At 62.1% G+C, this 26,207-nt stretch carries 27 protein-coding genes; 17 read left to right on the forward strand and 10 right to left on the reverse strand.

The window, feature by feature from the left end; all coding sequences use genetic code 11:
* Positions 1-6: 6 nt before the first annotated feature.
* Entirely contained in the window at positions 7-1,191 is a 1,185-nt protein-coding gene (locus QMA15_RS11115) for an ABC transporter substrate-binding protein (protein ID WP_290284441.1), read from the reverse strand.
* Positions 1,192-1,317: 126 nt separating this feature from the next.
* Entirely contained in the window at positions 1,318-2,058 is a 741-nt protein-coding gene (locus QMA15_RS11120) for a TetR/AcrR family transcriptional regulator (RefSeq protein WP_019744445.1), read from the reverse strand.
* 267 nt (positions 2,059-2,325) lie between these two features.
* Between QMA15_RS11120 and urtA the strand changes: the two genes are divergently transcribed.
* From urtA to QMA15_RS11160, 8 genes are all read left to right on the forward strand, one after another.
* A complete protein-coding gene (urtA, locus tag QMA15_RS11125; protein WP_019744446.1) occupies positions 2,326-3,582 on the forward strand; it encodes an urea ABC transporter substrate-binding protein in 1,257 nt (418 codons plus the stop codon).
* Positions 3,583-3,636: 54 nt separating this feature from the next.
* Complete coding sequence (gene urtB / locus QMA15_RS11130) at positions 3,637-4,521, forward strand: urea ABC transporter permease subunit UrtB (RefSeq protein ID WP_003941514.1); 885 nt, start codon at positions 3,637-3,639, stop codon at positions 4,519-4,521.
* Complete coding sequence (gene urtC, locus QMA15_RS11135; RefSeq protein ID WP_019744447.1) at positions 4,518-5,624, forward strand: urea ABC transporter permease subunit UrtC; 1,107 nt, start codon at positions 4,518-4,520, stop codon at positions 5,622-5,624. The genes urtB and urtC overlap by 4 nt, the downstream gene beginning before the upstream one ends.
* The gene (urtD, locus tag QMA15_RS11140; RefSeq protein ID WP_019744448.1) at positions 5,621-6,457 is read left to right on the forward strand and encodes an urea ABC transporter ATP-binding protein UrtD; all 837 of its coding nucleotides are present in this window, start codon (positions 5,621-5,623) and stop codon (positions 6,455-6,457) included. Before urtC ends, urtD begins: the two co-directional genes overlap by 4 nt.
* Before the next feature lie 3 nt (positions 6,458-6,460).
* Complete coding sequence (gene urtE / locus QMA15_RS11145) at positions 6,461-7,153, forward strand: urea ABC transporter ATP-binding subunit UrtE (RefSeq protein WP_003941544.1); 693 nt, start codon at positions 6,461-6,463, stop codon at positions 7,151-7,153.
* Between the two features lies 1 nt (position 7,154).
* Positions 7,155-7,844 (forward strand): GntR family transcriptional regulator, encoded by a 690-nt coding sequence (locus QMA15_RS11150; protein ID WP_019744449.1) that lies wholly within the window; start codon positions 7,155-7,157, stop codon positions 7,842-7,844.
* 283 nt (positions 7,845-8,127) lie between these two features.
* The gene (locus QMA15_RS11155) at positions 8,128-8,589 is read left to right on the forward strand and encodes a hypothetical protein (protein ID WP_134998258.1); all 462 of its coding nucleotides are present in this window, start codon (positions 8,128-8,130) and stop codon (positions 8,587-8,589) included.
* A 114-nt stretch (positions 8,590-8,703) separates the two neighbouring features.
* Positions 8,704-8,925, forward strand: a complete 222-nt coding sequence (locus tag QMA15_RS11160) for a hypothetical protein (protein WP_125461331.1) — start codon at positions 8,704-8,706, stop codon at positions 8,923-8,925.
* 352 nt (positions 8,926-9,277) lie between these two features.
* Here the strand turns inward: QMA15_RS11160 and QMA15_RS11165 are convergent, their stop codons facing one another.
* From QMA15_RS11165 to QMA15_RS11175, 3 genes are read right to left on the reverse strand one after another with little or no spacing between them, the layout of a single operon-like run.
* A complete protein-coding gene (locus tag QMA15_RS11165) occupies positions 9,278-9,886 on the reverse strand; it encodes a signal peptidase I (RefSeq protein ID WP_019744451.1) in 609 nt (202 codons plus the stop codon).
* Between the two features lie 10 nt (positions 9,887-9,896).
* Entirely contained in the window at positions 9,897-10,514 is a 618-nt protein-coding gene (locus tag QMA15_RS11170; protein ID WP_020906724.1) for a hypothetical protein, read from the reverse strand.
* A gap of 7 nt (positions 10,515-10,521) precedes the next feature.
* Entirely contained in the window at positions 10,522-11,151 is a 630-nt protein-coding gene (locus tag QMA15_RS11175) for a SipW-dependent-type signal peptide-containing protein (RefSeq protein ID WP_019744453.1), read from the reverse strand.
* A gap of 227 nt (positions 11,152-11,378) precedes the next feature.
* Between QMA15_RS11175 and QMA15_RS11180 the strand changes: the two genes are divergently transcribed.
* The 6 genes from QMA15_RS11180 (at position 11,379) to atzF (ending at position 17,513) form a co-directional block, all read left to right on the forward strand.
* Positions 11,379-12,368, forward strand: coding sequence for an LLM class flavin-dependent oxidoreductase (locus QMA15_RS11180; RefSeq protein ID WP_020906723.1), 990 nt, complete (start codon positions 11,379-11,381; stop codon positions 12,366-12,368).
* A gap of 9 nt (positions 12,369-12,377) precedes the next feature.
* Positions 12,378-13,574, forward strand: a complete 1,197-nt coding sequence (locus tag QMA15_RS11185) for an MFS transporter (protein WP_279163246.1) — start codon at positions 12,378-12,380, stop codon at positions 13,572-13,574.
* Between the two features lie 97 nt (positions 13,575-13,671).
* Positions 13,672-14,478 (forward strand): SDR family NAD(P)-dependent oxidoreductase, encoded by an 807-nt coding sequence (locus QMA15_RS11190; protein ID WP_021343376.1) that lies wholly within the window; start codon positions 13,672-13,674, stop codon positions 14,476-14,478.
* Positions 14,475-15,008, forward strand: coding sequence for a carboxymuconolactone decarboxylase family protein (locus QMA15_RS11195; RefSeq protein WP_019744457.1), 534 nt, complete (start codon positions 14,475-14,477; stop codon positions 15,006-15,008). Before QMA15_RS11190 ends, QMA15_RS11195 begins: the two co-directional genes overlap by 4 nt.
* 76 nt (positions 15,009-15,084) lie before the next feature.
* Positions 15,085-15,786 carry a GntR family transcriptional regulator gene (locus QMA15_RS11200; RefSeq protein WP_019744458.1) on the forward strand — a complete coding sequence of 234 codons (702 nt, stop codon included), beginning with the start codon at positions 15,085-15,087 and terminating at the stop codon, positions 15,784-15,786.
* A 17-nt stretch (positions 15,787-15,803) separates the two neighbouring features.
* Complete coding sequence (gene atzF / locus QMA15_RS11205) at positions 15,804-17,513, forward strand: allophanate hydrolase (RefSeq protein WP_279163245.1); 1,710 nt, start codon at positions 15,804-15,806, stop codon at positions 17,511-17,513.
* Positions 17,514-17,516: 3 nt separating this feature from the next.
* On the opposite strand, the gene QMA15_RS11210 is transcribed toward atzF, so the two are convergent.
* The gene (locus QMA15_RS11210) at positions 17,517-18,092 is read right to left on the reverse strand and encodes a TetR family transcriptional regulator (protein WP_019744460.1); all 576 of its coding nucleotides are present in this window, start codon (positions 18,090-18,092) and stop codon (positions 17,517-17,519) included.
* A gap of 68 nt (positions 18,093-18,160) precedes the next feature.
* On the opposite strand from QMA15_RS11210, the gene QMA15_RS11215 reads away from it, so the two are divergent.
* On the forward strand, positions 18,161-19,762 hold the full coding sequence (locus QMA15_RS11215; protein WP_279163244.1) for an MFS transporter: 1,602 nt from the start codon (positions 18,161-18,163) through the stop codon (positions 19,760-19,762).
* Between the two features lie 52 nt (positions 19,763-19,814).
* Here QMA15_RS11215 and QMA15_RS11220 read toward each other — a convergent pair whose 3' ends face one another.
* Positions 19,815-20,666, reverse strand: a complete 852-nt coding sequence (locus QMA15_RS11220; protein ID WP_021343373.1) for an SDR family oxidoreductase — start codon at positions 20,664-20,666, stop codon at positions 19,815-19,817.
* Positions 20,667-20,784: 118 nt separating this feature from the next.
* Between QMA15_RS11220 and QMA15_RS11225 the strand changes: the two genes are divergently transcribed.
* Positions 20,785-21,234, forward strand: a complete 450-nt coding sequence (locus QMA15_RS11225) for a helix-turn-helix domain-containing protein (protein WP_007735410.1) — start codon at positions 20,785-20,787, stop codon at positions 21,232-21,234.
* Here the strand turns inward: QMA15_RS11225 and QMA15_RS11230 are convergent.
* From QMA15_RS11230 to QMA15_RS11240, 3 genes are all read right to left on the reverse strand, one after another.
* The gene (locus QMA15_RS11230) at positions 21,210-22,202 is read right to left on the reverse strand and encodes an iron-siderophore ABC transporter substrate-binding protein (protein ID WP_019744462.1); all 993 of its coding nucleotides are present in this window, start codon (positions 22,200-22,202) and stop codon (positions 21,210-21,212) included. The genes QMA15_RS11225 and QMA15_RS11230 overlap by 25 nt on opposite strands.
* Before the next feature lie 183 nt (positions 22,203-22,385).
* A complete protein-coding gene (lpdA, locus tag QMA15_RS11235) occupies positions 22,386-23,789 on the reverse strand; it encodes a dihydrolipoyl dehydrogenase (protein ID WP_003941477.1) in 1,404 nt (467 codons plus the stop codon).
* A gap of 49 nt (positions 23,790-23,838) precedes the next feature.
* Positions 23,839-24,825 (reverse strand): membrane dipeptidase, encoded by a 987-nt coding sequence (locus QMA15_RS11240; RefSeq protein ID WP_290284464.1) that lies wholly within the window; start codon positions 24,823-24,825, stop codon positions 23,839-23,841.
* Positions 24,826-25,058: 233 nt separating this feature from the next.
* On the opposite strand from QMA15_RS11240, the gene QMA15_RS11245 reads away from it, so the two are divergent.
* Positions 25,059-26,108 carry an alpha/beta hydrolase family protein gene (locus tag QMA15_RS11245; RefSeq protein WP_290284535.1) on the forward strand — a complete coding sequence of 350 codons (1,050 nt, stop codon included), beginning with the start codon at positions 25,059-25,061 and terminating at the stop codon, positions 26,106-26,108.
* Positions 26,109-26,207 lie beyond the last annotated feature (99 nt).

Genomic DNA, 26,207 nt, shown 5'->3' on the forward strand with positions numbered 1-26,207 from the left:
CCTCGGTTATCCACACGGGGGTTGGTAGGAATCCCACGGATGGGCCGGCTTGTTGTCCTCACCGAATTCGACGAGCACCAGTCCGCAGAGGCTGTCCGGAGCCAGGTGATCCTGCGAGGAGAACGACAGTGTCAATCCGTCCTGGCCGAAGCTGGCGGGAAGTGCCGAAACCTGTTGAAGAGCATCACGAACGGCCGTCCGATCTCGGTGGTCGCCGGCAATTTCGATTGCCTCGGCCAACATCATGACGGCGTCGTACGCCTGTGCGTCGTAGGCAGTCAGTTGATAATCAGGCCCCTTCACCGCCTGCACCTTGCGACGCAGTTCGGCGGTTCTCGGGTTGTTCTCACTGAGCGAGCCCATGTACACCATGCCGCTCAACGCCTTCGGGTCCGCCAAAGCCCAAGATGCGGGCTGGTTTCCGATGGAAGCGAGTGAGAAGCGTTGCGTCTGTGGGGTGATCTTCGACAAGGTGTTGTGCGCGAGGATTTCGAAGTGCCCGCCGATACTGGCGACCAGAATCGCGTCCGGTTCGGTTTCCGCGAGACGTGAGACCTGTGCGGTGATGTCCGCGGCATCGACCGGCGCCTTTTCGACGCCCGTCACTCTCGCGCACTTCTCGAGCGCCGGCCGCAGGGTCTTGATGATTCCGTCGATGGACGCACTCGCGTCACCGAGAAATCCCAGGGACTTGTACCCCATCTTCTCGAAAGCCCCGCAGTACACCTGGGCGTACTGCTTCAACGAGTTCGGAATCATGAACGAGAAGTCGTTGTCGGGCGCCGAGGCAAAGGCGTCGCTGAGAACGACCGGAGCTATCGCGGGAATCTTCGACTGCTGGAGAATCGACTTGGCCTGCAGCACCGACCCGCTGCCGGTGGCGAGGATGACCGCACTTGATCCGTGATCGACCAACTTCCGAATGATCGACGGGGTCTTGGTGGGACTGCTCTCGTCATTCTCGACAACCAATTCGACCTGCTTGCCGTTGATTCCGCCGGCCTGGTTGATCAGGTCGACAGTCATACGCACGGTCTTGCCGGCGATCGTGCTGTACGACGCACCGGGCCCGGTGGAGTCCTCGTCCAAACCGATGACGATGGTGTCTTCGGGAATGACACCGGCAGATGCGCACGCGCTCGCCCCGAGGACCACTGCCGCGCAGACGGCAATCGCCTTTCCGAGTCTCACATCAATCTCCCGTCCAAACTCTGCTTGGTAAATCAAACAAGCGCTTGATTTATGAGTGTGGACAGAAGTATGCACTGGGTCACACCGATAGTCAAAATTCGAACTACACGCGCAGAAACTGCGGTGTTATGGCTTCTGCAGCTGCCGGATCGAGGAGCTGAGTTCGCGAATGACGGACTTCAATTCGTCGACATCAGAGCGGAGTTCGGCAAATTCGGAGGCAGGAGATACGGTCTGCGCTTCCTTCTTCGCCGTGCGCCGCGCAATGCGTGCCACCGGCTCGCCGTCGACGGAACGTGCGGCGAAGCCGTCCAGGAAAACCGAAATCAGATTGCGCTGCAGATCCTCCGCCAACTCGGAAAGCTGCGGGCGATACTGCGCGACGGTGGACCAGACGGATTCACGCAGGAGACGGTGAAACTGTTCGGGATCGATGTCTTCCCGAAACTCCGCGTCGGCAATTCCGCGAGCGATAGCCGATCGCCAGTAGCTGTGTGCCTTCTGAACCAGGATGGTGATGGGCGCGTCCGCCGGTTGCGACGAAAGTATGGCTTCTCCCTGATAGACCTCCGTGGCATACGGGTGATCCACCGCCGATGCAAAAGACACCGAGACCATCGTTGCCAGGCGATCTCGGGCCGAACCTCCCGACTCGATCGAGTCTTCGTACCTGACGTTGAGGTCTTCGAGAAACCGGACGACGATCTCGTTGGCTATCGCATCCTTGGAGTCGAAGTAGTGGTAGAGGCTGCCGGAGAGAATCCCGACTTCGTCGGCGATGTCGCGTACCGTCGTCGCGGCGATTCCCCGCTCACTGAACAGCTTGGCCGCATGAGCGAGTATTTCGTCCCGTCGGGTCGAGCGCACGAGAAGATCCTTCCGACGTTCCGATCGTCAAGCGAGTGCTTGATCAATTTCTCGTCGATGCTAACACCGCACCCTCGCTGACCTGCGGTGTGAGGTCCTGGACATCCAATCGAAACACCGGACACACACTTGTCACCGACAGTCATTCCACCGCAACAACTTCCACCTACTCTGTGCACTCGACGAATACAGCGTTGTATACGCACTCCGGATACAGATCTGTCAGAGCCATTGTCTGCCAGAGCCATCGACACGAAAGGCCCGTACATGCGAACCTTCTCGAAGCGCACCCTTGCCGCGCCGGCCGCTCTCGCCGCGCTGGGCTTGGTTCTCACCGGCTGCGGAAGCAAGGCGACAGACACCGCATCGGGAGATTCGACGGCTACGTCGTGCGTCGACACCTCGGGGGACACGATCAAGGTCGGTTCTCTGAATTCACTCTCGGGCACCATGGCCATCAGTGAAGTGACGGTCCGCGACTCCATCTCGTTGGCGGTGCAGGAGATCAACGATTCCGGCGGTGTGCTGGGCAAGAAGATCCAGATCGTGGCAGAGGACGGCGCGTCGGAGCCGACAGTGTTCGCCGAGAAGGCCGAGAAACTGATCAGCAGCGATTGCGTCGCAGCAGTTTTCGGTGGCTGGACTTCCTCGAGCCGCAAGGCCATGCTGCCGGTGTTCGAGGACAACAATTCCTTGCTCTACTACCCGGTCCAGTACGAGGGGCTGGAAGATTCGAAGAACATCTTCTACACGGGTGCAACGACCAATCAGCAGATCATCCCCGCTCTGGATTACCTGAAGGAGAAGGGCGTCAAGTCGCTGTATCTGGTCGGCAGCGACTACGTGTTCCCGCAGACCGCCAACCGCATCATCAAGGCGTACGCGGCAGCGAACGGCATCGAGATCAAGGGCGAGGATTACACGCCATTGGGCTCGACCGACTTCTCCACCATCGTGAACAAGGTCCGCACAGCCGACGCCGATGCCGTGTTCAACACACTCAACGGTGATTCCAACGTCGCGTTCTTCCGTGAATACTCGAATGTCGGCCTGAAGCCCGCCGACATGCCCGTCGTCTCCGTCTCCATTGCGGAGGAAGAGGTCGGCGGTATCGGAGTCCAGAACGTCGAAGGCCAGCTGACGGCGTGGAACTACTACCAGACCATCGACTCCCCCGAGAACAAGAAGTTCGTCGAGGCGTACAAGGCGAAGTTCGGCCAGGACAAGCCCACGTCCGATCCGATGGAAGCGGCATACACCTCCGTCTACCTCTGGAAGAACACAGTCGAGAAGGCCAACTCGTTTGCGGTCAAGGATATTCAGGACAACGCCGACGGTGTGACCTTCCAGGCACCCGAAGGACTCGTCACCATCGACGGCGACAACCACCACATCACCAAGACTGCCCGAATCGGCGAAATCCGTTCCGACGGACTGATCTACACGGTCTGGGATTCGGGACAGCCGATCGAGCCGGATCCGTACCTGAAGAACTACCCCTGGGCCGAGGGACTCGGCAGCTGATCGACGAAAGGCGGAATTGACGGAATCGACGAGTAGAGAGGTGGAGCGTCTGTCATGGATGTTGTGATCGGACAGTTGTTCACGGGTTTGAGTATCGGATCGATTCTCCTGTTGGCAGCGTTGGGATTGTCTCTCACGTTCGGGCAGATGGGTGTCATCAACATGGCACACGGCGAGTTCATCATGGCCGGCTCGTACACCGCATACGTAGTGCAGCAGGTGATCTCGAATGCAACGGGATCGTTGATCATTTCTCTGCTCGTCGGTTTTGTCGTCGGCGGACTGATGGGTGTCGTGCTCGAAGTGGTACTGGTATCGCGGATGTACCACCGACCCCTCGACACCCTGTTGGTGACATTCGGCGTCGGGTTGATTCTTCAGCAGTTGGCGCGCGACATCTTCGGCGCGCCCGCGGTCAATGTTTCGGCGCCGAGCTGGCTTTCGGGCGGGGTCGATATTTTCGGCGCCGTGGTACCGAAAACCCGCATCTTCATTCTGGTGTTGGCGATCGCAGCGGTGATCGCGCTTTCGGTCGCACTGAAGCAGTCGTCGATGGGTCGACGCATCCGGGCCGTCGTGCAGAATCGCGATCTGGCCGAGACGAGCGGAATCTCCTCTCGTCGTACGGACATCACGACCTTCTTCCTCGGTTCCGGACTCGCCGGCGTCGCGGGTGTCGCGTTGACGCTCATCGGTTCCACCAGCCCGACCATCGGCCAGTCGTATCTGATCGACGCCTTCCTGGTTGTTGTCGTCGGCGGTCTCGGTCAGATGAAGGGAGCCGTGATCGCAGCCTTCGCCCTCGGCATCTTGAACTCGTTCATCGAGTACTCGACGACAGCGTCGATCGCGAAGGTGATCGTGTTCGTCATCATCGTCGTCTTCCTTCAAGTTCGGCCGCAGGGCCTGTTCGCAGTCAAGACGAGGAGCCTCGTATGAGCATCCTGAACAAGTCCCGAATTCGGGTGTGGGGCGGTTTTGCACTTGCCGCGATCGTGCTGTTCGCCATCGCCCCGGCTGTGCTCTCGGACTTCAGGCTGTCACTGTTGGCCAAATTCCTGTGCTTCGCCATAGTCGCTGTCGGCATCGGCTTGGCCTGGGGCAGAGGCGGAATGCTCACGCTCGGCCAGGGCGTCTTCTTCGGAATCGGCGCATACGTGATGGCGATGCACCTCAAGATCGCCGATGCCGAACTCAAGGGCGACGCGGTACCGGACTTCATGTCCATCGCGGGCAAGACCGAACTTCCGGGATACTGGCAACCGTTCGCCTCGCCATTCGTGGCGATCTTCGCCATCCTTTTCCTGCCGGCCGCTGTTGCCTTTCTCCTCGGACTCGGTGTGTTCAAGCGGAGAGTCAAGGGCGCATACTTCGCGATCCTCTCGCAAGCACTCGCCGCGGCTTTCGCGATCCTCCTGATCGGCCAGCAGTCGATCGGTGGCAGCAACGGCCTCAACCGCTTTCGCACCTTCTTCGGTTTCAACCTCAACGATCCGGCGAACAAGCAGATGTTGTTCTTCATCGCCGCCGGAGTTCTTCTCGCATCGGTCGCTCTGATTCGCCAGCTGATGAACTCCCGATACGGCGAACTCCTCGTCGCCGTCCGCGATCAAGAGGAGCGCGTACGTTTCCTCGGATACGATCCGGCGAACATCAAACTGGTCGCCTACGTGACCGCGGCGTTCCTCGCCGGTATCGCCGGTGCGCTGTTCGTTCCGATCGTGGGCATCATCTCCCCCGCCGACGTCGGGATTGTACCGTCAATCGCCTTCCTCATCGGGGTCGCGATCGGTGGCCGCGCAACGCTTCTGGGTCCGGTACTCGGTGCGATCGGCGTCGCGTGGGCGCAGTCGACATTCTCGGAGAAACTCCCTTCGGGATGGATCTACGCACAAGGGTTGATGTTCATCGTCGTGGTCGGGTTCTTCCCGGCAGGTGTGGCCGGATTGTTCGCCCTGATGCGCCACCGCAAGAAGCGTGAGACCCCGGCCGACCCGCCGGTCAAGGTCTCCCAACCCGAACCAGTGGAGGTGTCGTCATGACCAACACAACCGCCACCAGCGAACCCACACCGGCACTGGGCGGCAACGCCGGAATGTCGTCCGAGTACCTCGAAGTACGGAACCTTTCGGTCAGCTTCGACGGTTTCAAGGCCGTCGACGGCGTCGACTTGACCCTCATGCAGGGCGACCTCAGGTTTCTCATCGGCCCGAACGGGGCTGGAAAGACAACGTTGGTCGACGCCATCACCGGACTCGTTCCCGCGACGGGTTCGATCACGAAGTCCGGCGAGCAGTTGCTCGGCAAGAAGGTTCACAAGATCGCCCGCCTCGGCGTCGGTCGAACCTTCCAGACGGCAAGCGTCTTCGAAGAACTCTCGGTGCTGCAGAATCTCGACATCGCGGCGGGAGCCGGTCGATCGGCGTGGAACCTGCTCCGAAGGCGCAAAGGTGTGCTCCCCGAGATCGAGGAGGCTCTGGAGACAACCGGCTTGGAGCACCTCAGAGACACTCCCGCGGGCATTCTGGCGCACGGGCAGAAACAGTGGCTCGAAATCGGAATGTTGTTGGTGCAGAACTGTTCCGTGCTACTACTCGACGAGCCCGTCGCTGGGATGAGCCTGGAGGAGCGCGAGGAAACCGGAAACCTTCTACGGCGCATCGGCGGTGCACGAACCGTCGTCGTGGTCGAGCACGACATGGACTTCATGCGATCGTTCGCCACGTCCGTCACAGTGCTCGCCGCTGGGAAAGTACTCGCCGAAGGAACTGTGGCGGAGGTTCAAGCCGACCCCAAGGTGCAAGAGGTCTATCTCGGCACAGCCGCTGCCGGAACCGATCTCGGCGCCGACACCGAACCGACCCCGGAGGACTGAATCATGCTCGAGCTCGTCGACATCCGCGCCGGCTACGGACGCACCGAAGTGATCCACGGCGTTTCCCTGCTGGTTCCCAGCGACGGGGTTGCGGCAGTCATGGGTCACAACGGAGCAGGCAAGACCACCTTGCTGCGCGCCGCCGTCGGTCTGATCAAACCCACACGCGGAAAGGTACTTCTGAACGGAGAGGACATCACCGGACTACGACCGAGCGCCCGCGTCGCTCGCGGACTTGCCTACGTACCGCAGGGTCAGCAGTCGTTCGGACAACTGACAACTGCCGAGAATCTTCGGGTGGTCGCCGACGGGCGCAAACGCGGAAAGGCACTCATCGCAGAGGCATTGGATCTGTTTCCCGCGCTCACCACACTCCTCGACCGTCGCGCAGGACTTCTCTCCGGTGGGCAGCGACAACAACTTGCCATCGCCCGCGCCTTGATCACCGAGCCCAAGATCCTCATCCTCGACGAACCAACCGAGGGCATTCAGCCCAACGTGGTCGCCGAAATCGAAAGAACCGTCATGGAACTCACCGAGCGCGGCGATCTCGGTGTCCTCCTTGTCGAGCAGCACATCGGTTTCGCGCTCCAATCTGCTCAGCATTACAGCATTCTCGCGGCCGGACACGTGACCTCGACCGGTGAGGGCGGCACCACGTCCACCGAGGCGGTTCGTCGAGCGATGGCAATCTGACATGAGTGTGCGGCCGCCGCTGCGCGAACAGGTTTACCGGTCGATCCGAAACGATCTGATGTCCGGTCAGATCGCGCCCTCGGAACGACTGGGCGAGGAACGCCTGGCCCATCTCTACGGTGTCTCGCGAACACCGGTGCGCGAAGCGCTCGCAAAGTTGGAATCCGACGGGCTGGTCGAGCGCGACGAACATGGACTCTTTCCGTACCGACCGCACCTCGACGAGTTGGGTGGACTCTACGAGCTGCGCATACTCCTCGAGGTGCACGGGCTTCGTCGGGTACTCGACGGTGAGGCCCACGCTCATGATCGAGACGCGCTCGGTTCCGAGCTCGACAAGTGGTACGCATTTCTCAAACAGATGCCGGTACCGGACGCCGGTTTCGTGACGCTCGACGAGGAGTTCCACATCGCGCTCCTCGCCTCGTCCGGAAACCACGCGTTGGTCGACGCCTTGCAGGCCGTCAACTCGAAGCTGCGCCCCGTGCGGATGTTCGACTACCTGACTCCCGACCGCATGAAGGCCACCGTGGAGGAACATATCTCCGTCGTCGAACTGGTTCTGGACGGCAAGATTCCGCAAGCCCACGAGGCGCTGGTATCGCACATCGACATCTCTCGTGCGGTTGTCCTCGACCGTGCTCGTCAGGCCCTCTCATTGGCCGCCATGGCCAATGCCGTGCGTAACTGATCAGCGTCGTGTCGCTGAGTTCAGGGTGACGACTCCGGTGACGTGGTCTCTCGTCAGGGGGATCCTGAGGTACTCCCCCGGTGCGGTTGGCTTCGGGCCGAGTTCAGAACCGGGGACCGTACCCGTTGTGCCGTCCGAGCATTCGACTGCAACTTCGCTCGTGTAGTCCGCATCAGGCGCAACGTCGCAGGTGAGTCCGTCATCCGTGGTGAAGGCGGAGATACTCGAACCGACGGGCCCCTGGATTACTGTCCCGATTGGGTCCGCCGGAGCCGGTGTACTCGTGGTTGGTGTAGCCGTCGTTGTCGGCGTTGTCGGCGTTGCTGTCGATGTCGGCGTTGCTGTCGATGTCGGGATTGCTGTCGGTGTCGGCACAGACGCGGTGGTCGTCATCCCTGCAGTGTTCTCAGCTGCCGTGGTCTCAGCTGCTGTGGTCTCAGCTGCTGTGGTCTCAGCTGCTGTGGTCGAAGAAGTCGTCGATGATGGGGGTTCGCTCACCGAAGTAGGCGTCGGGCTGACCGCACGCGCAGCAAATCCGGTTGGGAGGCTCAGCGGCGTGACCGGGTATGTCGCGTTGCCAATTCCGCATTGGGCCGTTACAAGATTGAACGTCACGTTTGTGGTGCCCAGTATCTGCGCCCCCAGAATCGCAAAAGCTGCCATCGAAAGACTTACGCTCAGCGTCGATTGCGCCGTTGTTGCCGTGGACGTTCGCGTGCTCACGAGCTTGATGTTCGTGTATTGAATCGTCGCCAAGCCAGCGGCGTTCACAGTGGCGTCCGCCCCTGTCACCGTCACCGATGCGTTCTCGGCAGGCTGTGGAATCGTGAGGACGCGAGATCCCACCGTCACCTGATTCGTGGGGCTACTCGCCGATACCGATGCCCTGTTCGAGGTATCGCACGCAGCCCCTGCCGTAATCGGCGATGCCACAGTGACTATCGGCGCACTGACCAGATCAATCCCCAGTAGGGACAGCAAGTTCACTGTCACGGTCATCGAGGTGAGTGTCGACGTCGCATCGGTATCCGAAACAATTGCCGACTGGCAGCGGCCGCTCGCAGGCTGCCCGACCGAGTAGGCAGCGCACGACGAGATCGATCCGGTCCGGGACAACGAGTTGACGCCCAGCAGCTTTGCAACCACAAGATTGGTTGTGTCCAGGTCTTTTCCAATCGTGTTCTGTTGTGAGACACCTTCGAACATCGAACTGCCGAAAAGATCTATCACGATTCCGCCACTGGACAACCCGAGCCCGCCGGCGCCTCTGCCGTACCCACTCGTCGTCCATGAACCGGTGGAAATCGGACCGGTCACGTATTCGGAGTCTGTCCACGCCGCTTCGGTCTCTCCGAACAGTGGGTGAGACGAGAAACCGGAGCCCAGAACAACCGCAACTGCCAATACGATGACTGAGAACAGGTGGCGACGCTTCATTGCCTCCCGCCGTCCGGCGGTAGAAGAACCTGAATGGGTTCGGTTTTCGGGTCGGCCAAGTCGGCATCATCGTCGCCATCGGTATTGCGCGGCCAGAATACCGCGACCACCAAAGCGGCCATGGTCAGCGTGATCGCCCCCAGCACAAGAGGATTCGAGAAGTAGACGATCACCCGCGCCAATCCCGGAACGTGCCAGAGCACCTTTCGGACCGTGGTGACCTCGTATACCGCGGGATCAGCCGAAGCGTTGGCATCACCCTTGAGATCGAGAATCGTGATGCCGTTGTCCTGGGTACGAGCGGAGACGACCCGGTGGGTCACCGGCAGTTCGGACACTCCCCGATCGACGGTGACGACGTCGCCCACCTCGACGGAATCTGCCGGTACTTCCCGTACAACTGCCAGAGATCCGGTCGGAATGGTCGGCGACATCGATCCGGTCTTGAACATGATCAGTGTGATGTCGAAGGCGACGGCACAGATCACCAAAGCGATACAAACAACCCCACCGGCAGCGAGAACCTGAAGGATGCAGTCCCCGATGATCGTGGGGACCGAACGCTTCTTCGTCCGGGCATGTGTTGCCCGGGCATGTGTTGGCATTGCAGCTCCTTCAGGGTGTTGCACTGAACTGCCAAGTGGGAGTTGCCGTTTTACCGATCAACGCCGAGTTACTCCAATTAGCCGAGGTTCCGGGCAGCGAAATCTCGAAGCACAGCGCCACCGCGGCGCCCGGGGACGCTCCACCGGCGGGTAGCGCGATGGCCCCGACTGCGGAACCAGTTGAGAGCGACGGAAACACCGTCGCACTTCCCACCACGAATTGTGGTGTTCCCGTGGAGAAGGCTGACGCATCACAGGTCGTCGACTTGACCACCCGATACCGAAGCGCCGACGCCAGAGTGGAGTCACCGGCAACCGTGGCCGCCTGCAGAGTGACGGATGCTGCCGGCGAGACCGGCACTGTTCGAAGAGATATCGGGCCGTACGAGAACGCACCGGGGCGAATCAGGAGCGCCGAGGGTGTGTACGTGAAAATGCCAGGGGCACTGGATGCATGCGACGACCATCCACCGCCGACGTTCGACTCGATTCCGAAGGTTCCGGTGCGAAACGATGCATCGCCCATCGTGCTGTCCACCCAACTGGCAGCCACGGTGGTTGCACCGATACCCAGGACGAGTCCCGAGGCCGCCAGTGCGTACACCTGACGCATTCGCCGTGTGACCACGCAGGCGTCAGGGGGTGGACTGGCCGGTGAACTGCCAGAGCAAGCGCCCGGTGTCCTTGCCCGACACGATCGAGGGGTCGACTCCGGCGGGCAGCGTGACCGCGAAGCACAGTTCGACCGGCACACCCGTGCCTAGCAAGGCGACATCCGACCCCGAACCTGCCGTCAAGGCCACCGGACTAGCTGTCGTGCCCACCCATGCTGTGCCTGCTCCAATTCCCGCCGCCGTGCAGGCCGTGGAGGAGACACCTCGATACACCGAGTACCGCAGGGCGGGTTTGAGATCGGCATCACCGCCCGTCGCACCGAGTAGTTGTACCGTCGCGCCGAAAGTGCTGGCCGTGGGACCGATCCGTAGCGCTACCGGCGCATATACCGTCGTTCCGGGTGCGAGTGTGTTGAATCCCGTGCTGAATTGGAAGTGGCCGGCGGAAGCGTCGACTTGATACTCACCCCAGGTCGTCAGTCCGTCGAAACTGCCCTGGAGATTCCAACTTCCCGTCTTGAACTGCGCGTCGCCGAAAACATTGTCTGTCCACGCTGCCAAGGTGACAGCGGCGCCGATACCGAGGACAAGTCCTCCGGCTAGTAATGCACGTACTTTGCGCTTGTTTACAGCCTTCCGATCAGTGGCCATGCTGGTCTCGATTCACTTGGAATGCGAAAGAACCTCCGATTCGGGAAATCTAGCCCCCACTTTCACCCGAAATATTCGAAATGACCGAAATTGAGACAAAGACTTGACGCCTTCTCCTCCTCGCCGCCATCTGTGGGCGTTGACCAGGGGGAAATAGGAAAGCCGGCCAGATGGTTGCACCTTCCAACGACGCTTGCGTTCTATTCGCTGAGAAAGGCTCCACCTCCATGGCCGTACCACTTTCCATCCTCGACCTCGCCCACATCGGGGACGACGAAACCGCCAAAGACAGCTTCGACGCCAGCGTGACCTTGGCGCAGCGTGCCGAGGAGTGGGGCTACAAGCGAATCTGGTACGCCGAGCACCACAACATGGGTTCCATCGCGTCTTCGGCAACCAGCGTTCTGATCAGCCACGTCGCCGCGAACACCAGCAAAATCCGCCTCGGCGCCGGTGGAATCATGCTGCCCAACCACGCACCGCTGACGATCGCCGAGCAGTTCGGCACCCTCGAGACTTTGCACCCCGGTCGAATCGATCTCGGTCTCGGCCGCGCGCCCGGTAGTGATCAGAAGACGATGCAGGCTTTGCGACGCGACCCGAGTTCTTCGGACAGCTTCCCGCAGGACGTACTCGAGCTTCAGGGCTACCTCGGCGACACCTCGCGCGTCCCCGGAATCAATGCCGTTCCCGGTAAGGGCACTCACGTTCCGCTCTACATTCTCGGATCGTCACTGTTCGGCGCCAAGCTCGCCGCGATGCTCGGCCTGCCGTATGCATTTGCCTCGCACTTCGCCCCCAACGCCCTGCGCGACGCCGTCGCAATCTACCGACGCGAGTTCAAGCCGTCGGAGCAGTTGGCGGAGCCGTACGTCATCGCCGGCGTCAACGTCATCGCCGCCGACACCCACGAGCAGGCTCAGCAGGACTTCCTCGCGGCCAAGCGTTCGCGCGTCAGTCTTCTTCTCGGGCGTGGACGTAAATTCACGGACGACGAAGCGGACATGCTGCTCGACTCCCCCGCCGGTCAGCAGGTTCTGCAAATGACCAAGTACAGCGCCATCGGCACGCCCGCCGAGGTGCGTGCGTACCTCGACGAGTTCACCGAGCATGCGCAGGCCGACGAGCTGATCACGGTGTCGACCGGCACCAACCGCGAGGCATGGTTGCGCACGTTCGAACTCCTCGCCGACGTGAGCGATCTGGTGCCCGCCTAAGCTGCCGGTATGGGCGATCCATCCCGTCGCGGGTTCATCTCGGTACTGGCCGTACTACTTTCGACGGGTTGGGCCGCCAACCACTTTGCTTCGCTCATCCCGGTTCTCCGGGTGGACGAGGGCCTTTCGCATACCGTGCTCGACGGTGTTTTCGGTATCTATGCGCTCGGACTCCTACCCGGCCTGTTGACCGGTGGAGCACTGTCGGACCGCGTCGGCCGAGCTGTACTCGTCCTTCCCGGAGCACTCATAGCCTCGCTCGGAACCTTGATTCTTCTTCTCTGGCACGACGCGCCCGGGCTCATGGTCGGGCGCCTCGTAGTCGGTATCGGTGCCGGTCTGGCAATCGGCGCCGGTACCGCGTGGGCGGCTGACCTTCGCGGCAAGTCCGGAACCGTGATGGCGGGTGTCGCACTCACCTCAGGTTTTGCACTGGGACCACTGTTTTCGGGTCTGTTGGCACAATTTGCCGCCTTCCCACTCGCTACGCCCTTTGTCGTCTCGGCCGTCTTGTCGGTGGGTTCGGTTGCCGCGGCAGCTGTGTGGAGTCGTACTCCTGCTCCCACCAAAGCTGCGATGTTCACACAGATTCCCGACCGCGCAGAGCGGTCGGGAACCGGTGTGAAGGTCGCACTGCTCTGGGCACTTCCGTTGGCGCCATGGGTGTTCGCCAGCGCAACAGTGTCTTTCGTGACCATGACGGCCAGGCTCGGCGACCGCTACTCAGGTCCTCTCCTTCCGGGTTTCGCCGCGGCGCTGACTCTGAGTGCTGGAATCCTGGTTCAAACCGCTGCGCGCCATCGCAATTGGGGTCCTCAGGCCGGCACGGTCGGCGCCGCACTGGCGGCACTCGGATACTGCCTGGTCGCAGTCGGCGGCGCGCACCCCGCGCTCGGGTTGTTCATCGTCTGCGCGCTCGTCCTCGGTACGGCCTACGGACTGTGTCTGCGTGAGGGACTGCTCGACCTCGAGTCGCTGGCTCCCCCGGCCTCGCGGGGCGCTTTGACCGGGATCTTCTACGTCGGCACCTATCTCGGATTCGGACTGCCGGTGCTACTGGTTGTCATCGAACCCACGATGGGTCCGTCACTGCCGTTGGTGATCCTCGCCGCTGTTGCCGCCGTCGTTGCCGTGGTCCGATTCCGTCGATTGCGGTCGACCCAGGCTTCCACGTCACATCCGCGTCTCGAAGCCGCATCGGTCTGAACACCCGTTCGGACGGAGTTGGCGGTACTTGCAGTCGCAGCTACCCGGCGGTGTTAGCGTCGGAGGACCAGAAGGTAACTGCGTAGGGACACAGCACATGGGTAAGAGCGAGGCGGGCAAAGCCGAATCGGGCAAGAGCAGTGCCGACGATCTGACGGGTCGGCGCATCCTGATCACCGGTGCTGCCCGTAATATCGGTTCTTTGCTGGCCAGACGCCTGTACGACCGTGGTGCGTCCGTGGGACTGCTCGGCCTCGAGCCGGAACTTCTCGAGCAAGTCGCCACTTCCTGCGGCCGCGCGCCGTGGCAGTTGTGCGATGTCGCCGACCCCGAGCAGGTATCTCGCGGCGTCGACTACATCGCCGAGAAGCTGGGAGGCATCGACGTCGTCGTGGCCAATGCCGGCGTCGAGGCGAACTCGTCGATCCTCGGCGGAGACGTCGAAGACATGCGTCGCGCAGTCGAAGTCAACCTCATGGGCACGTACTACACCCTGCGCGCAGCCGGTCCCCACATCAGTCACGAAGATGGTTACGCCCTGGTGGTCGCCTCGGCCCACGGCGCGGCGAAGCACCCGTTCCGCGGACCGTTCGGTGCTTCGCGCGCCGGTGTCGAAGCGTTGGGCGACGCGTTGCGCCTGGAAATGAAACACCTTGGTACCAAGGTGGGCGTCGCGTATATCGGAGACATCGACACCGATACCACCGCACTCTCTTTCGACGGCGCTCGCGGAACCCTCGCCAGCGCCGGCACCACGACCGTCGCTGACGCCGTCGACGCGTTCGAGCGCGGTATCGTCGGCCGGAAGTCACGCGTACACGCGCCCCGCCGCAGCGCTGCGGTTCGCCACATCGCGCAACGAGCTATCGACCTCCGTCCCTCTCACATCCGTGGAGTCGCATGAACCCCCGCATCCCGCCCGGCCGATTCAAGGACCTCGGTCCGATCAACTGGGGAATCTGGCGTGTCCTGTCGAAGGCTGCCGGGGCACCCGATGCGCATCTGTTCAGCACCTTGGGGCGCACGGGTGGACTCTTCCGCGGTTGGCTGCACTACTCCGGCTCACTCATGCCCGGCGGCAAGATCTCTCGCCACGACACCGAACTGATCATCCTGCGGGTCGCGCACCTGCGGGACTGCGGTTACGAGATGGATCACCACATCAGGCTCGGCCGCAAAGCCGGAATCGACGCAGAAGAACTGGCCCGAATCATCGAGGGCCCTGGCGCTTCCGAGTTGAGTCCGCGTCACCGTGCGATCTTGACTGCGGTCGACGAGTTGGTCACCACCAAGGACATCACCGACAACACGTGGGGAACGCTCTCGCAGCATCTCGACGATCGTCGGTTGATCGAATTCACCTTGCTGGTCACTCAGTACGACGGCCTGGCCACCACGATCGGAACCTTGCGGGTTCAGCGCGACTTCTCCTGAAGTTCCGCGGCGGCCGTAACTCAGCTCTTACCCGAAGACATCTGGACGAAACACCTGATCAATAGCGTATACAGGTATGTCGACAGGGATGAATACGGCGCCGGAGCCACTGCGTGAGGTGGTCTACCGGGAACTACGCACCGAACTGGTCAACGGGACTATCGGGTTCGATCAGCGCCTGACGGAACCGAAACTCTCCACGCGTTTCGGCATTTCTCGCACACCAGTACGGGAAGCGTTGACGATGCTGTGCGCCGATGGACTCCTGCGCCGGGAAGAATACGGGTTCTCCGCCGTGCGCCCGAGCATCCCGCGGATCCGAGATCTGTACGAGCTCCGAATCACTCTGGAACTACAAGGAATTACCCGGGCGATCGCAGATCCGACGATCCGGCACGACCGAACAATCCTCGACGACGAGTTGGTGCGGTGGCGTGCCCTAGCTCTCGATCCGCCCGCTCAGGAACCGGGGTTCGTCGAACTGGACGAGGAATTCCACGTCGCCGTACTGAGGGCGTCGGGAAACAATGAACTGGTCGCGTCGCTGCTGTCGGTGAATTCCCGTATCCGGCACGTTCGGATGTACGACTTCATGGTCAACGGCCGCATCGACACCTCGATCGCGGAGCACATTCGAATCCTCGAAGAACTACGTGCCGGCAATCTGCCCGAGGCCCGCACGCTTTTGCACCAGCACATCGGCGAGTCTCTCGACGTCGTCCTCGACCGGGTGACCCGCGCGATCACCGCGCTCTCACTCGCCAACATCACGGACTGATCGGAGCAGTACACACCATGACCATCGCAGCAGAAGTTTTCACCCCGACAGCCCGGGTCGAGCAGGCATTCCAGCGGATCGAGGAAGTAGATCGCCCCGAAATCTGGATCACGTTGCGCCGCAAGGAAGATGTGCTTGCCGATGCCGCCTCGGCCGAAGCCAGACTCGCCGCAGGCGAGCACCTTCCCCTGGCTGGGCGCCTGGTCGCCGTCAAGGACAACGTCGACGTCGCCGGTCTGCCGACCACAGCGGCGTGCCCCGAATTCGCTTATGCGCCGGACGAAACTGCCAGTGCCGTTGCGCGGTTGATCGAGCACGGAGCTGTTGTTCTGGGGAAGACCAATCTGGACCAGTTCGCCACCGGACTGGTCGGAACGCGTAGTCCGTACGGAGCCGTTCGCTGCGCCTGGGACGAGAAGTTGATCTCGGGCGGTAGTAGCTCCGGATCCGCCGTCGCTGTCGCGCTGGGGATTGCGGATATCGGAATCGGCACCGACACTGCCGGTTCAGGCCGGGTGCCGGCAGCGTTCCACGGGATCTACGGACTCAAGCTCTCGCTCGGCGTCATTCCCGTCCACGGAGTAGTGCCCGCCTGCATCGACTACGACGCTCTGACGGTGTTCGCCGGCGACCTCGAATCGGCAACCGCGGCAGCGGCAATCATGGTCGGCCACGAACCTCGAGATCCCCGCAGCCGCGTCTGGCCTTCCGACGTTCGTCTCGCGGCGGCGCCGAATCCCCGCGTCGCCGTCCCCCGAATCGAGGATCTCGCTCAACTGAGCCCGTCGTATCTGGCAGCATTTCAGGACACTGTGACAGCTCTGGTAGCCGGCGGCGCCGAGACCGAGACCGTCGACATCTCCGGACTGCTCGACGCGGCCCGATTGCTCTACGACGGCGCCGTGGTGGCGCAGCGGTACGCCGCTGCCGGCGAGTTCCTCGAAACTCGTCCTGCCGGAGCAGATCCCGCGGTGTCCGACATCGTGCTCGGCGCGAAGCACCCCACCGGATACCAGCTAGTCGACGATCTCGACGCTCTCACCCGCGCCAAGGCTGCCGCCCGGGAACTCCTCGCAGGGTTCGACGCCCTACTGCTTCCCACCACCACCGAACATCCGACCATCGCTGCCGTGACCGAGGATCCATTCGGAATCAACCGCCGGATGGGAACTTTCACCAACTTCTGCAACCTGCTCGACATGGCGGCCGTCGCGGCGCCCGGACACCGCACTGCCGAAGATCACCCGTTCGGCGTCATGTTCGTCGTACCCGCTTTCGACGACCAGATCGCCATCGACCTCGCCGCACGACTCGGTGATGTGCCTTCACCCACCCTCGTCAATACCGGAATCGACCTCGCAGTATTCGGCGCTCACCTGCGCGGGCAACCCCTCAACACACAGTTGGTCGACCTCGGCGCGCGGTACGTCGAAACCGTCACGACCTCGGATGCCTACCGGCTCTTCGCTCTCGACACGACGCCACCGAAGCCCGGCCTGGTACGCCGTGGCCCTGGACTCGGCGCACCGGTCGTCGGCGAGATCTTCCGGATCTCACCGGCCGGCCTGGGAACGTTTCTCGCCGCCTTGCCCGCGCCGATGGCGCTCACCAGCGTCGAGTTATCGGACGGCAGAACGACAGTCGGTTTCAGCTGCACTCATGACGCCGTAAACGGCGCAGCTGACATCACCGGCTACGGCGGTTGGGCCGCGTACCTCTCTCGCTGACAGTCAGGGCTTGCAGATTCGAGTGACGGCCTCGCGCACCACTTCACGGCGGCGCGCGATCTCGTCGGCGTCGACGTTCTGGTTGTCGGCCACACCGGGGGCCACTACCCAACCGAACACGAGGCCGAACAGCATCGTGATCAGGTCCTGGGGGTCCCAGTGCTTCGAGATGAGGCCGTCTTCTTGAGCCTTGCGGATCGTGGCCATTCGCGGAACCCAGCTGGAATGTTCCTCGGCCAGCTTCTTCATCCGTGGTGCCTCACCCTGCAATTGACCCCAGATCATCATCCGTTGAATCTGTGGTTTGGCGAGCATTGCGTCGAACAGTTCGACGGCATGCGCGGGCATGTCTTCACCGGTGAACTCGACGGACTCCATCGCCTGCTCGAAGTCGACGTCGAGCACCGCGTGGAACAACGCGACCTTGTCACCGAAATAGGCGTAGAGGCGCTCCTTACTGGCGTTTCCGTTCTTCGCAATCCGATCGATGCGCGCACCGGCAAGCCCGTAGGTACCGAATTCTTCTTGCGCAGCGTCGAGGATTCGCTGTTTCGTCGCGGTCACGTCAGTGGGAGCCATAGTGATGATGGTAACCGAACGAACTATTTCGTTTGACTCACCTGAGAAGGCTGGAATACCTTTTTCCAATGACCACCACGTCCCACGTCGACGGCGGCACTCTGCCACCGATCCCGGCTGTCTCCGAGAATCCGAATCATCAACGTCGCTGGCTGGTGCTCTGCATCGTCGCGTTCGCTCAACTCATGGTGGTGCTCGACGGCACCATCGTCTCCATCGCCCTACCGGCAGCCCAGGAGGAACTGGGCATCAGCGACCTTGACCGCGCGTGGGTGGTCACGTCGTACGCCTTGGCGTTCGGTGCGCTGCTGCTCCTCGGCGGACGTATCGCCGACTACTGGGGCCGAAAGCGATCCTTCATCGTCGGCATGGCGGGCTTCGCGGTTGCCTCCGGCATCGGCGGCATCGCGCAGAGCGGTATCGAACTGTTCATCGCTCGCGCCGGCCAGGGCGTCTTCGCAGCATTGCTCGCGCCCGCTGCGCTGTCGATGCTCACCACCACCTTCATCGGAGAGAAGGAGCGCGCCAAGGCTTTTGCCGTCTACGGCGCGATCTCCGGCGGTGGCGCTGCCATCGGCCTGCTCCTCGGTGGAGTGCTGACGCAGTACGTCGACTGGCGTTGGTGCCTGCTCGTCAACATCCCGATCGCGCTGATCGCCATCGCTGCAGCCGTCCCGATTGTCAAGGAAACCAAAGCGCACGGCGACACGAGCTACGACCTTCCCGGCGCTGTCCTCATCGCCCTGGGTCTCGGCTCACTGGTCTACGGGTTCACACGCGCCGAGCACGGCTGGGGTCAGGCGGACACTTTGCTGTTCATCGCTCTGGGCCTGGTCTTCCTCGCGATCTTCGTGGTCGTCGAGAGCCGCAGCAAGAATCCGCTTCTACCGCTGAGCGTTCCGTGGCATCGTGATCGCGGCGCTGCTCTGATCGGCTCCATGTTGGTGGGCGCCGCCCTGCTCGGCGGCACGTTGTACCTGACGTTCTACCTGCAGATCGTGCTCGGATTCAGCCCGGTCATGGCCGGCGTCGGATCGCTGCCGATGGCATTCTTCATCGTCTTGGCGTCGACCATCGCAGCGCAGTTGTCTACCAAGATCGGCCCCAAGCCGCTCATGGTCGCCGGCCCGCTGGTGGCAGCGGTAGGACTGCTCATGCTGACCCAGATCGAGGTACACAGCTCCTACTGGACGCACGTGTTCCCCGGCCTCGCGATCTTCGGCTTCGGACTCGGTCTACTGATGGTGCCGATGCAGAACCTCGCACTGATCGGCGTTCCCGACCACGACGCCGGCGCTGCCAGTGCCCTGGTCAACGCCACCCTGCAGATCGGCGGCGCACTCGGAACCGCACTGTTCACCACGATCTACGCTTCGGCCAAGTCGGCCTTCACCGCCGACAACGCGGCGCCGATCCCGCCGGAAGGCATTCCTGTCGACATGTCGAATGCGACCATCCCGACCGGCGATCAATTGGCACTACTCCCCCAGCCGGTACAGGACTTCGTCGCCTCGATGACGGACTACTTCTTCGGCGCCGAGGTATCCGGATACTCGGCCGCATTCGGTTGGGCGGCAATCCTGTTGGCGATCATCGCACCGGTAGTGCTGGTTCTGGTCGGCGCCAAGAAGGGTGATCTGCCCGCCGAGGGTGCAGTCCACATGGGGTAACCCCCTGTGCGCCTTTATTAACCGCCCGCGGTTAATAAAGGCGCACAGCAGGTCAGGCCTTCCTCAACACCTCAGCCACCGGAGCGCTGCTGCGGCCGATCAACTTCTGCAGGTCACCAGACTCAGTGTCCAACGCCCCCTTGGCAATTGCAGCATCGGAATCCGCGAGAATCTCTGCGACCGGGGCAGGCAGGCCGACGCTCTCGAGAATCCCCTTGTATGCGTCCTCGCTCACGAACTGGTACGCGACAGGCTTGCCGGCAAACTCGCTGATCTTCTCGGCCAATTCGGCGTAGGTGAGCCTCTCGTCACCGCCCAACTCGTACACTGCGCCTTCGTGACCATCGGTGGTCGCGACTACTGCTGCGGCGTCGGCGTAATCCGCACGCGCCGCAGCCGCGATCTTGCCTTCCGCTCCCGCACCGACCAGTGCGCCGCGTTCGATCACACCGGCCAGGTCGTTGGTGAAGTTCTCCCAGTACCAACCGTTGCGCAACAGCGCGAACGGAATACCGCTCCGAGTGAGCACGTCCTCGGTCGCCTTGTGCTCGGCAGCAAGCTTCATCGGCGTGTCCTGAGCATTCAAGATGCTCGTGTAGGCGATGAATCCGACGCCGGCAGCCTTCGCCGCGTCGATGATGTTGGTGTGTTGCGCGAGCCGTGACCCCACTTCACTTCCCGAGATCAGCACCAGCTTGTCGACGCCCGCCAATGCGGTTTCCAACGCCGAGGCATCGGCATAGTCCGCTTGACGTACAACTACTCCGCGGGCGGCGAGGCTTTCCGCCTTCTGTGGATTGCGGACGACTGCGACGATGTCGGACGCGGCGGTTCCCCGCTCGATCAACGACTCGACTACCAGTTGTCCGAGGTTTCCGGTTGCGCCGGTGACTGCAATGCTCATGCGAACTCCCGATCCAGGTTGAAGCGTAAATGCGTTCTGCAACCATCATGCACTTATTTTTCGTAAGTGCAACACGTCGAGTTAGCGCTATGGGATCGTGCAGTAGTAGCCTGGGTTCATGACCAGCACCGACTCACCTTCACGTGCTGCCCAGACCCCTGATCCGAATGCCGACGTCGTGGACCCAACGCTCGAGGCTGACGTCTTCGCTCGCGGGTGCAACTCTCGGGCGGCATTGCAGAATGCAACCGGACGCTGGGGCGCACTCGCGCTGGCGGCATTGAACGAGGGCCCGTACCGGTTCAGTGCCCTGCGCCGACGCGTCGACGGAGTCAGCGAGCGCATGCTCTCGCAGACCCTGCAAACACTCGAGCGGGATGGCCTCGTGCACCGTGAGGTACTCGAAACCATCCCGCCCAAAGTGGAATACAGCCTGACCGAACTCGGCGCCGACGTCGCCGCAAAGATCACGGCCCTGATCGAACTACTCGAGTCGCAGGTTCCGAAAATCGTTGCGTCACAAGCGTCGTACGACGCTCGGAATCAGCTCAACTTGTCCGAAAGCTGAGCGATGAACTCGTCGAATGCGTAGGGAACGCTCAGCACCGTCGGAGCGGACGTAGCCATCGCGTAGTCCATTCCGACCAGACGAACCAGACGGCCGTTCGACACCGAGGTCATGTTCGCGAACGGACCGAAGGACATCAGCTTGTCCAGGTTGGTGCCATCGGCGTCGACGAGAATGAAGACGTCGGCGTCGAGTGTGTCGATGGATTCCATGCCCACGGACACCGAACTGTCGCCGGAAGTGCACACTGCGTCGACACCGGGCGAGGTCTTCACCCCGAGCTGGCCGAGAAGACGGATCCGCGGGTCGGTGCCGCAGAAGACGATCAGGCCCTCGTCGGTGCGCATTGCATACGTTGCGGTTTTGCCCTGGAACTGTGGGTGATCAGCGGCCTGCTTCTCGAAGTACGCCCCGGTCTCGTCGATCAGCGTCTGAGCCTGCTCCGGCTGTCCGAGCGCTGCACCGATCATGCTCATCTGCTTGTCCCACGCCGTATCCCACGGCTGGTCGGGGAACGCGACGGTCGGCGCGATGTCACTGAGACGCTTGTACTCGCCCTCGTCGATGCCGGAGTAGACGGCGAGGATCACGTCGGGATCGAGCCCGAGGATCTGCTCGAACGGGATATCGGGATTGGTCGTCATGAGAACGGGCTTGGCACCGTTCAGACGCGAAGCGTCCCAGGGCAGGATGTTGTTCTCGATGCCGTCGCCGGAGAAGCTCTCCATGGCGACCGGAACCTTGTTCAGCGCGATCACCGCATCCTGGCCACTCCATCCGATGGTCACGATGCGCATAGGCTCCGCGTCGATCGTCGTCGAACCGTAGGCGTGGTCGACGGTCACGGGGAACGCCCCCGCCTCGGCGGCACCCGAAGCTTCGGTGTCCGATCCGGAGTCACCTGAGGTTCCACAGGCGGAGAGCGTCAGCGCGACGCAAGCCGCGAGCAGTACGGAACGAGTTTTCATGAGTGGTCCTTCGAAAGCCGGATGGTCGACTCGGGACGCTAATGCGTTGCGCGCCTACACCCCGACTCGAAGGCCTCAGATGGCGGTTTCGCAACACAACTCGACACAAAAGACGAAAAACCCCGTGCGTCTTTCCGGTAGTGCGAACTACCGAAAAGGCGCACGGGGCCGAAGGCCCTGCCGTCAGAAGTTGATCATGTGGCCGGCGAGGCCGTGGATCGCTTCCTGCAGTGCCTCACTGAGTGTGGGGTGGGTGTGGACGTTGCGTGCCAACTCGTTGACCGTGAGGTCCCACTTCTGGGCCAAGGTCAGCTCGGGCAGCAGTTCCGAAACGTCCGGTCCGATGAGGTGCCCGCCGAGCAGTTCGCCGTACTTCTTGTCGGCGATCAGCTTGACGAAACCGGTCGGGTCACCGAGACCGTGTGCCTTGCCGTTGGCAGCGAACGGGAAGTTCGCGACCTTGACGTCGTAGCCCTCGGCCTTGGCCTGCTCCTCGGTCAAACCGAACGAGGCGACCTGCGGCTGGCAGAACGTCGCACGCGGCATCATCCGGTAGTCACCGAGTGTCTGCGTCTCCGCGCCGCCGATGGTCTCGGCAGCGACGACAGCCTGAGCTTCTGCGACGTGCGCGAGCTGCAGCTTGGCGGTGACGTCACCGATGGCGAAGATGTGCGGGACGTTGGTGCGCATGTAGTCGTCGATCGCGATGGCGCCGCGATCGGTCAACGCGACACCGGTGTTCTCGAGACCGAAGCCCTCCACACGCGGTGCGAAGCCGACGGACTGCAGAACCTTGTCGACGACCACGGTCTCGATCTCGCCGGACTTGTTGTCCTTGATCGAGACGGTGACCTTGCTGCCGTCGTCGCTGATGGACTGCACAGCGGCACCGGTCTTGATGGTGACGCCGAGCTTCTTGTACTGCTTGGCGATTTCCTTCGAGACGTCGGCGTCCTCGTTGGGCAGTGCCCGATCGAGGAACTCGACGATCGTGACGTCGACGCCGTAGTTCTTGAGGACGTAACCGAACTCCATGCCGATCGCGCCGGCACCGACGATCAGGATCGAACCCGGAAGGTCACGGGTGAGGATCTGCTCTTCGTAGGTCACGACGTTCTCGCTCAGCGAGGTGCCGGGCAGCAGCTTGGTGTACGAACCGGTCGCGATGATCGCGTTGTCGAACGTGATCGTCTCGGTGCCACCCTTGCTCAGCTCCACGCTGATGGTGTTGGCGTCGACGAACGTGCCCTTGCCGTCGTACTCCGGGATCTTGTTCTTCTTCATCAAGAAGTGAATGCCCTTGACTCGCCCGTCCGCGACCTTGCGGCTGCGATCGAAAGCGGAGCCGAAATCGAAGGACACGTCTCCGGACATGCCGAACGTCTTCGCTTCTTTCGTGAAGATGTGCGCGAGTTCGGCGTTACGGAGAAGCGCCTTGGACGGAATGCAGCCGACATTCAGGCATACACCGCCCCAGTACTTCTGCTCGATGATGGCGGTGCTCAGGCCCAGTTGTGCCGCGCGGATAGCAGCGACGTACCCACCGGGGCCGGCTCCGAGGACAACGACGTCATAGTGTGAGGTCACGATTCACCAGGGTAGTCCTGCATCGTTTCGCTGTCCCCAGATGGTCGCATTACCCGTCGGTAGCCCACACTTCTCGGGCAACTCGGGCGAAATTTCCGCCGTACACGGCCTCGATCGACGGCTCGTCGAAGCCCCGCTCACGCAATACCTGATCAAGTGTCAGCACGTCCTCCGGAGGAGTCCACTGCAGTGGCCCCCACGCGGTGTACGCCTCGGAGAACGACGACGGGTTCTGCTCGATCTCTTCGCGGAAGTCGTCGGCGTCGAAGGAGAAGTCGGAGCCGATCCCGACGTGATCGATGCCGACGAGTCCCACAGCCTCTTCGATGTGGTCGGCCATCGCGGACAGCCGAGCCTGGTCGTCATCCGGTCCGTTGACGCCGAGGAATATGCCCACGCCGTTGATCCCGATGACGCCGCCGGTCTCCGCACACGCTCTGGCCTGATCGTCGGTGATGTTGCGCGGATGCTCCCACAACCTTCGGAGGTTCGAGTGGCTGTAGATCATTGCTCGCTGGGTGATAGCTGAGATGTCCAACCCCGTCTGTACCGAACAATGTGAGCCGTCGACCGTCATTCCGACGCGATTCATCTCGGCAACCAGGTCACGGCCGTATCCACTCAACCCCGTGTCCGCCAGGTCCAAGCAGCCGCAGCCCGCAGCGTTCATGTAGTTATACGTCGGCAACATCGAGCGGACTCCGAGGTCGCAGAAGTACGAGACGTTGGCCAGGTCTCCCTCCAGCGGATTCGAGTCCTCCAGGTCGAAGGCCAGGGCAATTCCGCCCGACTCCTGAATCTCGACGACGCCGTCGACGGTGAAGACAGGGGTTATCTCCGGGAACTCGACCCGCGCCTGCCACGCGAAACTCTTGGCGATTGCCGTCGAGTCCGCGCGAGTCTGCGGCGAGTAACCGACGTTCACCGAAACGTAACTCCCCGCTGGGCGCTGATATCGGAGAAGATCTTCGACAGACGCGTTCGACTGCAGAGGTAGGCAACAATGTTGTTCCCATAGTGGATATGTCCGGTTCACTCACTAATCCCGTCGATGATCAGGGAAATTCACCTGAAACTGGTCGTACGTTCAGCAAATCTCTGGTTCACTGGCGGATAACGCACCGATGCGGTAGAACTTACAAGACTCACACGCCCTGTACCTATCGACAGAGCATGTACCCAGCATGAATTCCCGTACGGGAACAGCAACAAAGGACCGTTCACTCCTGGGCGGATTCGAAGGAATTTTAGGTGGAGGTTTCTGAACGTATGCGTGCTCGCACTTTCAAGCGTGGCCGTCTGGTCGCCGCTGTAGCCGCAGTATCCGTGCTGCCGATGCTGATCAGCCCTGCAGTGTCGTCCGCAGGCGGAGATCCGTCGACCACCACGGCAACTGTTGCCAAGGCAAACACAACGGGTTCCAAGCTCTCGAGCCGCACGGACAACGGGCGCATCGCCACCATCAAGGTGCACTCACCTTCCATGGGACGCGACATTCCGCTCGAGGTCATCCTCCCAGCAGACGGCAGCGAACCCCGCCCGACGCTCTACCTGCTCAACGGTGCAGGCGGCGGCGAAGACCGGGCGACGTGGCAGCGCCAGACCGACGTCAACGAGTTCTTCGCTGACAAGAACGTCAACGTCGTCACCCCGCTCGAAGGTGCATTCAGCTACTACACCGACTGGGTGAACGACGACCCGTCCCTCGGCCGTCAGAAGTGGCAGACATTCCTGACCCAGGAACTCCCGCCCGTCATCGACGCCGAGTTCAACACCAACGGCGTCCAGTCGATCTCCGCGATCTCGATGACCGCGACCTCGGTCCTCAACCTCGCCATCGCAGCTCCGGGCCTCTACAAGGGCGTCGGTGCATACAGCGGATGCGCCGAGACCAGCACACCGGTCGGCCAGTCCTCCATCGAACTGGTTGTGGGCATGCGCGGCGACGCTGACGTGACCAACATGTGGGGCCCCCTCGACGGCCAGGGCTGGATCGACAACGACCCCGTCGTCAACGCCGAGAAGCTCCGCGGCACCGAGCTCTTCATCTCCACCGGCTCCGGACTCCCCGGCCCGCACGACACCCTGAACAACGAGGCGATCAACGGACAGGTCGGCACACTCGCCAACCAGGTGATCGTCGGCGGCGTCATCGAGGCAGCAGTCAACTACTGCACCCACAACCTCGCCTACCGCCTCAACGATCTCAAGATCCCGGCCACCTTCGACTTCAAGCCGACCGGCACCCACTCGTGGGGCTACTGGGAAGACGATCTCCACAACTCCTGGCCGATGCTCGCTCGTTCGATGGGCATCTGACCGAAATCGTTCCGACTCGACCCCGCTCCCTGCACTTCCTGGAGCGGGGTCGAGTGCTTGTCTGGGCCGATTCGGGGGTTGATTCGGGGGTTAATTCCG

This window comes from Rhodococcus sp. APC 3903, assembly GCF_030407755.1.
In the GTDB taxonomy this organism is placed as follows: domain Bacteria; phylum Actinomycetota; class Actinomycetes; order Mycobacteriales; family Mycobacteriaceae; genus Rhodococcus_F; species Rhodococcus_F erythropolis.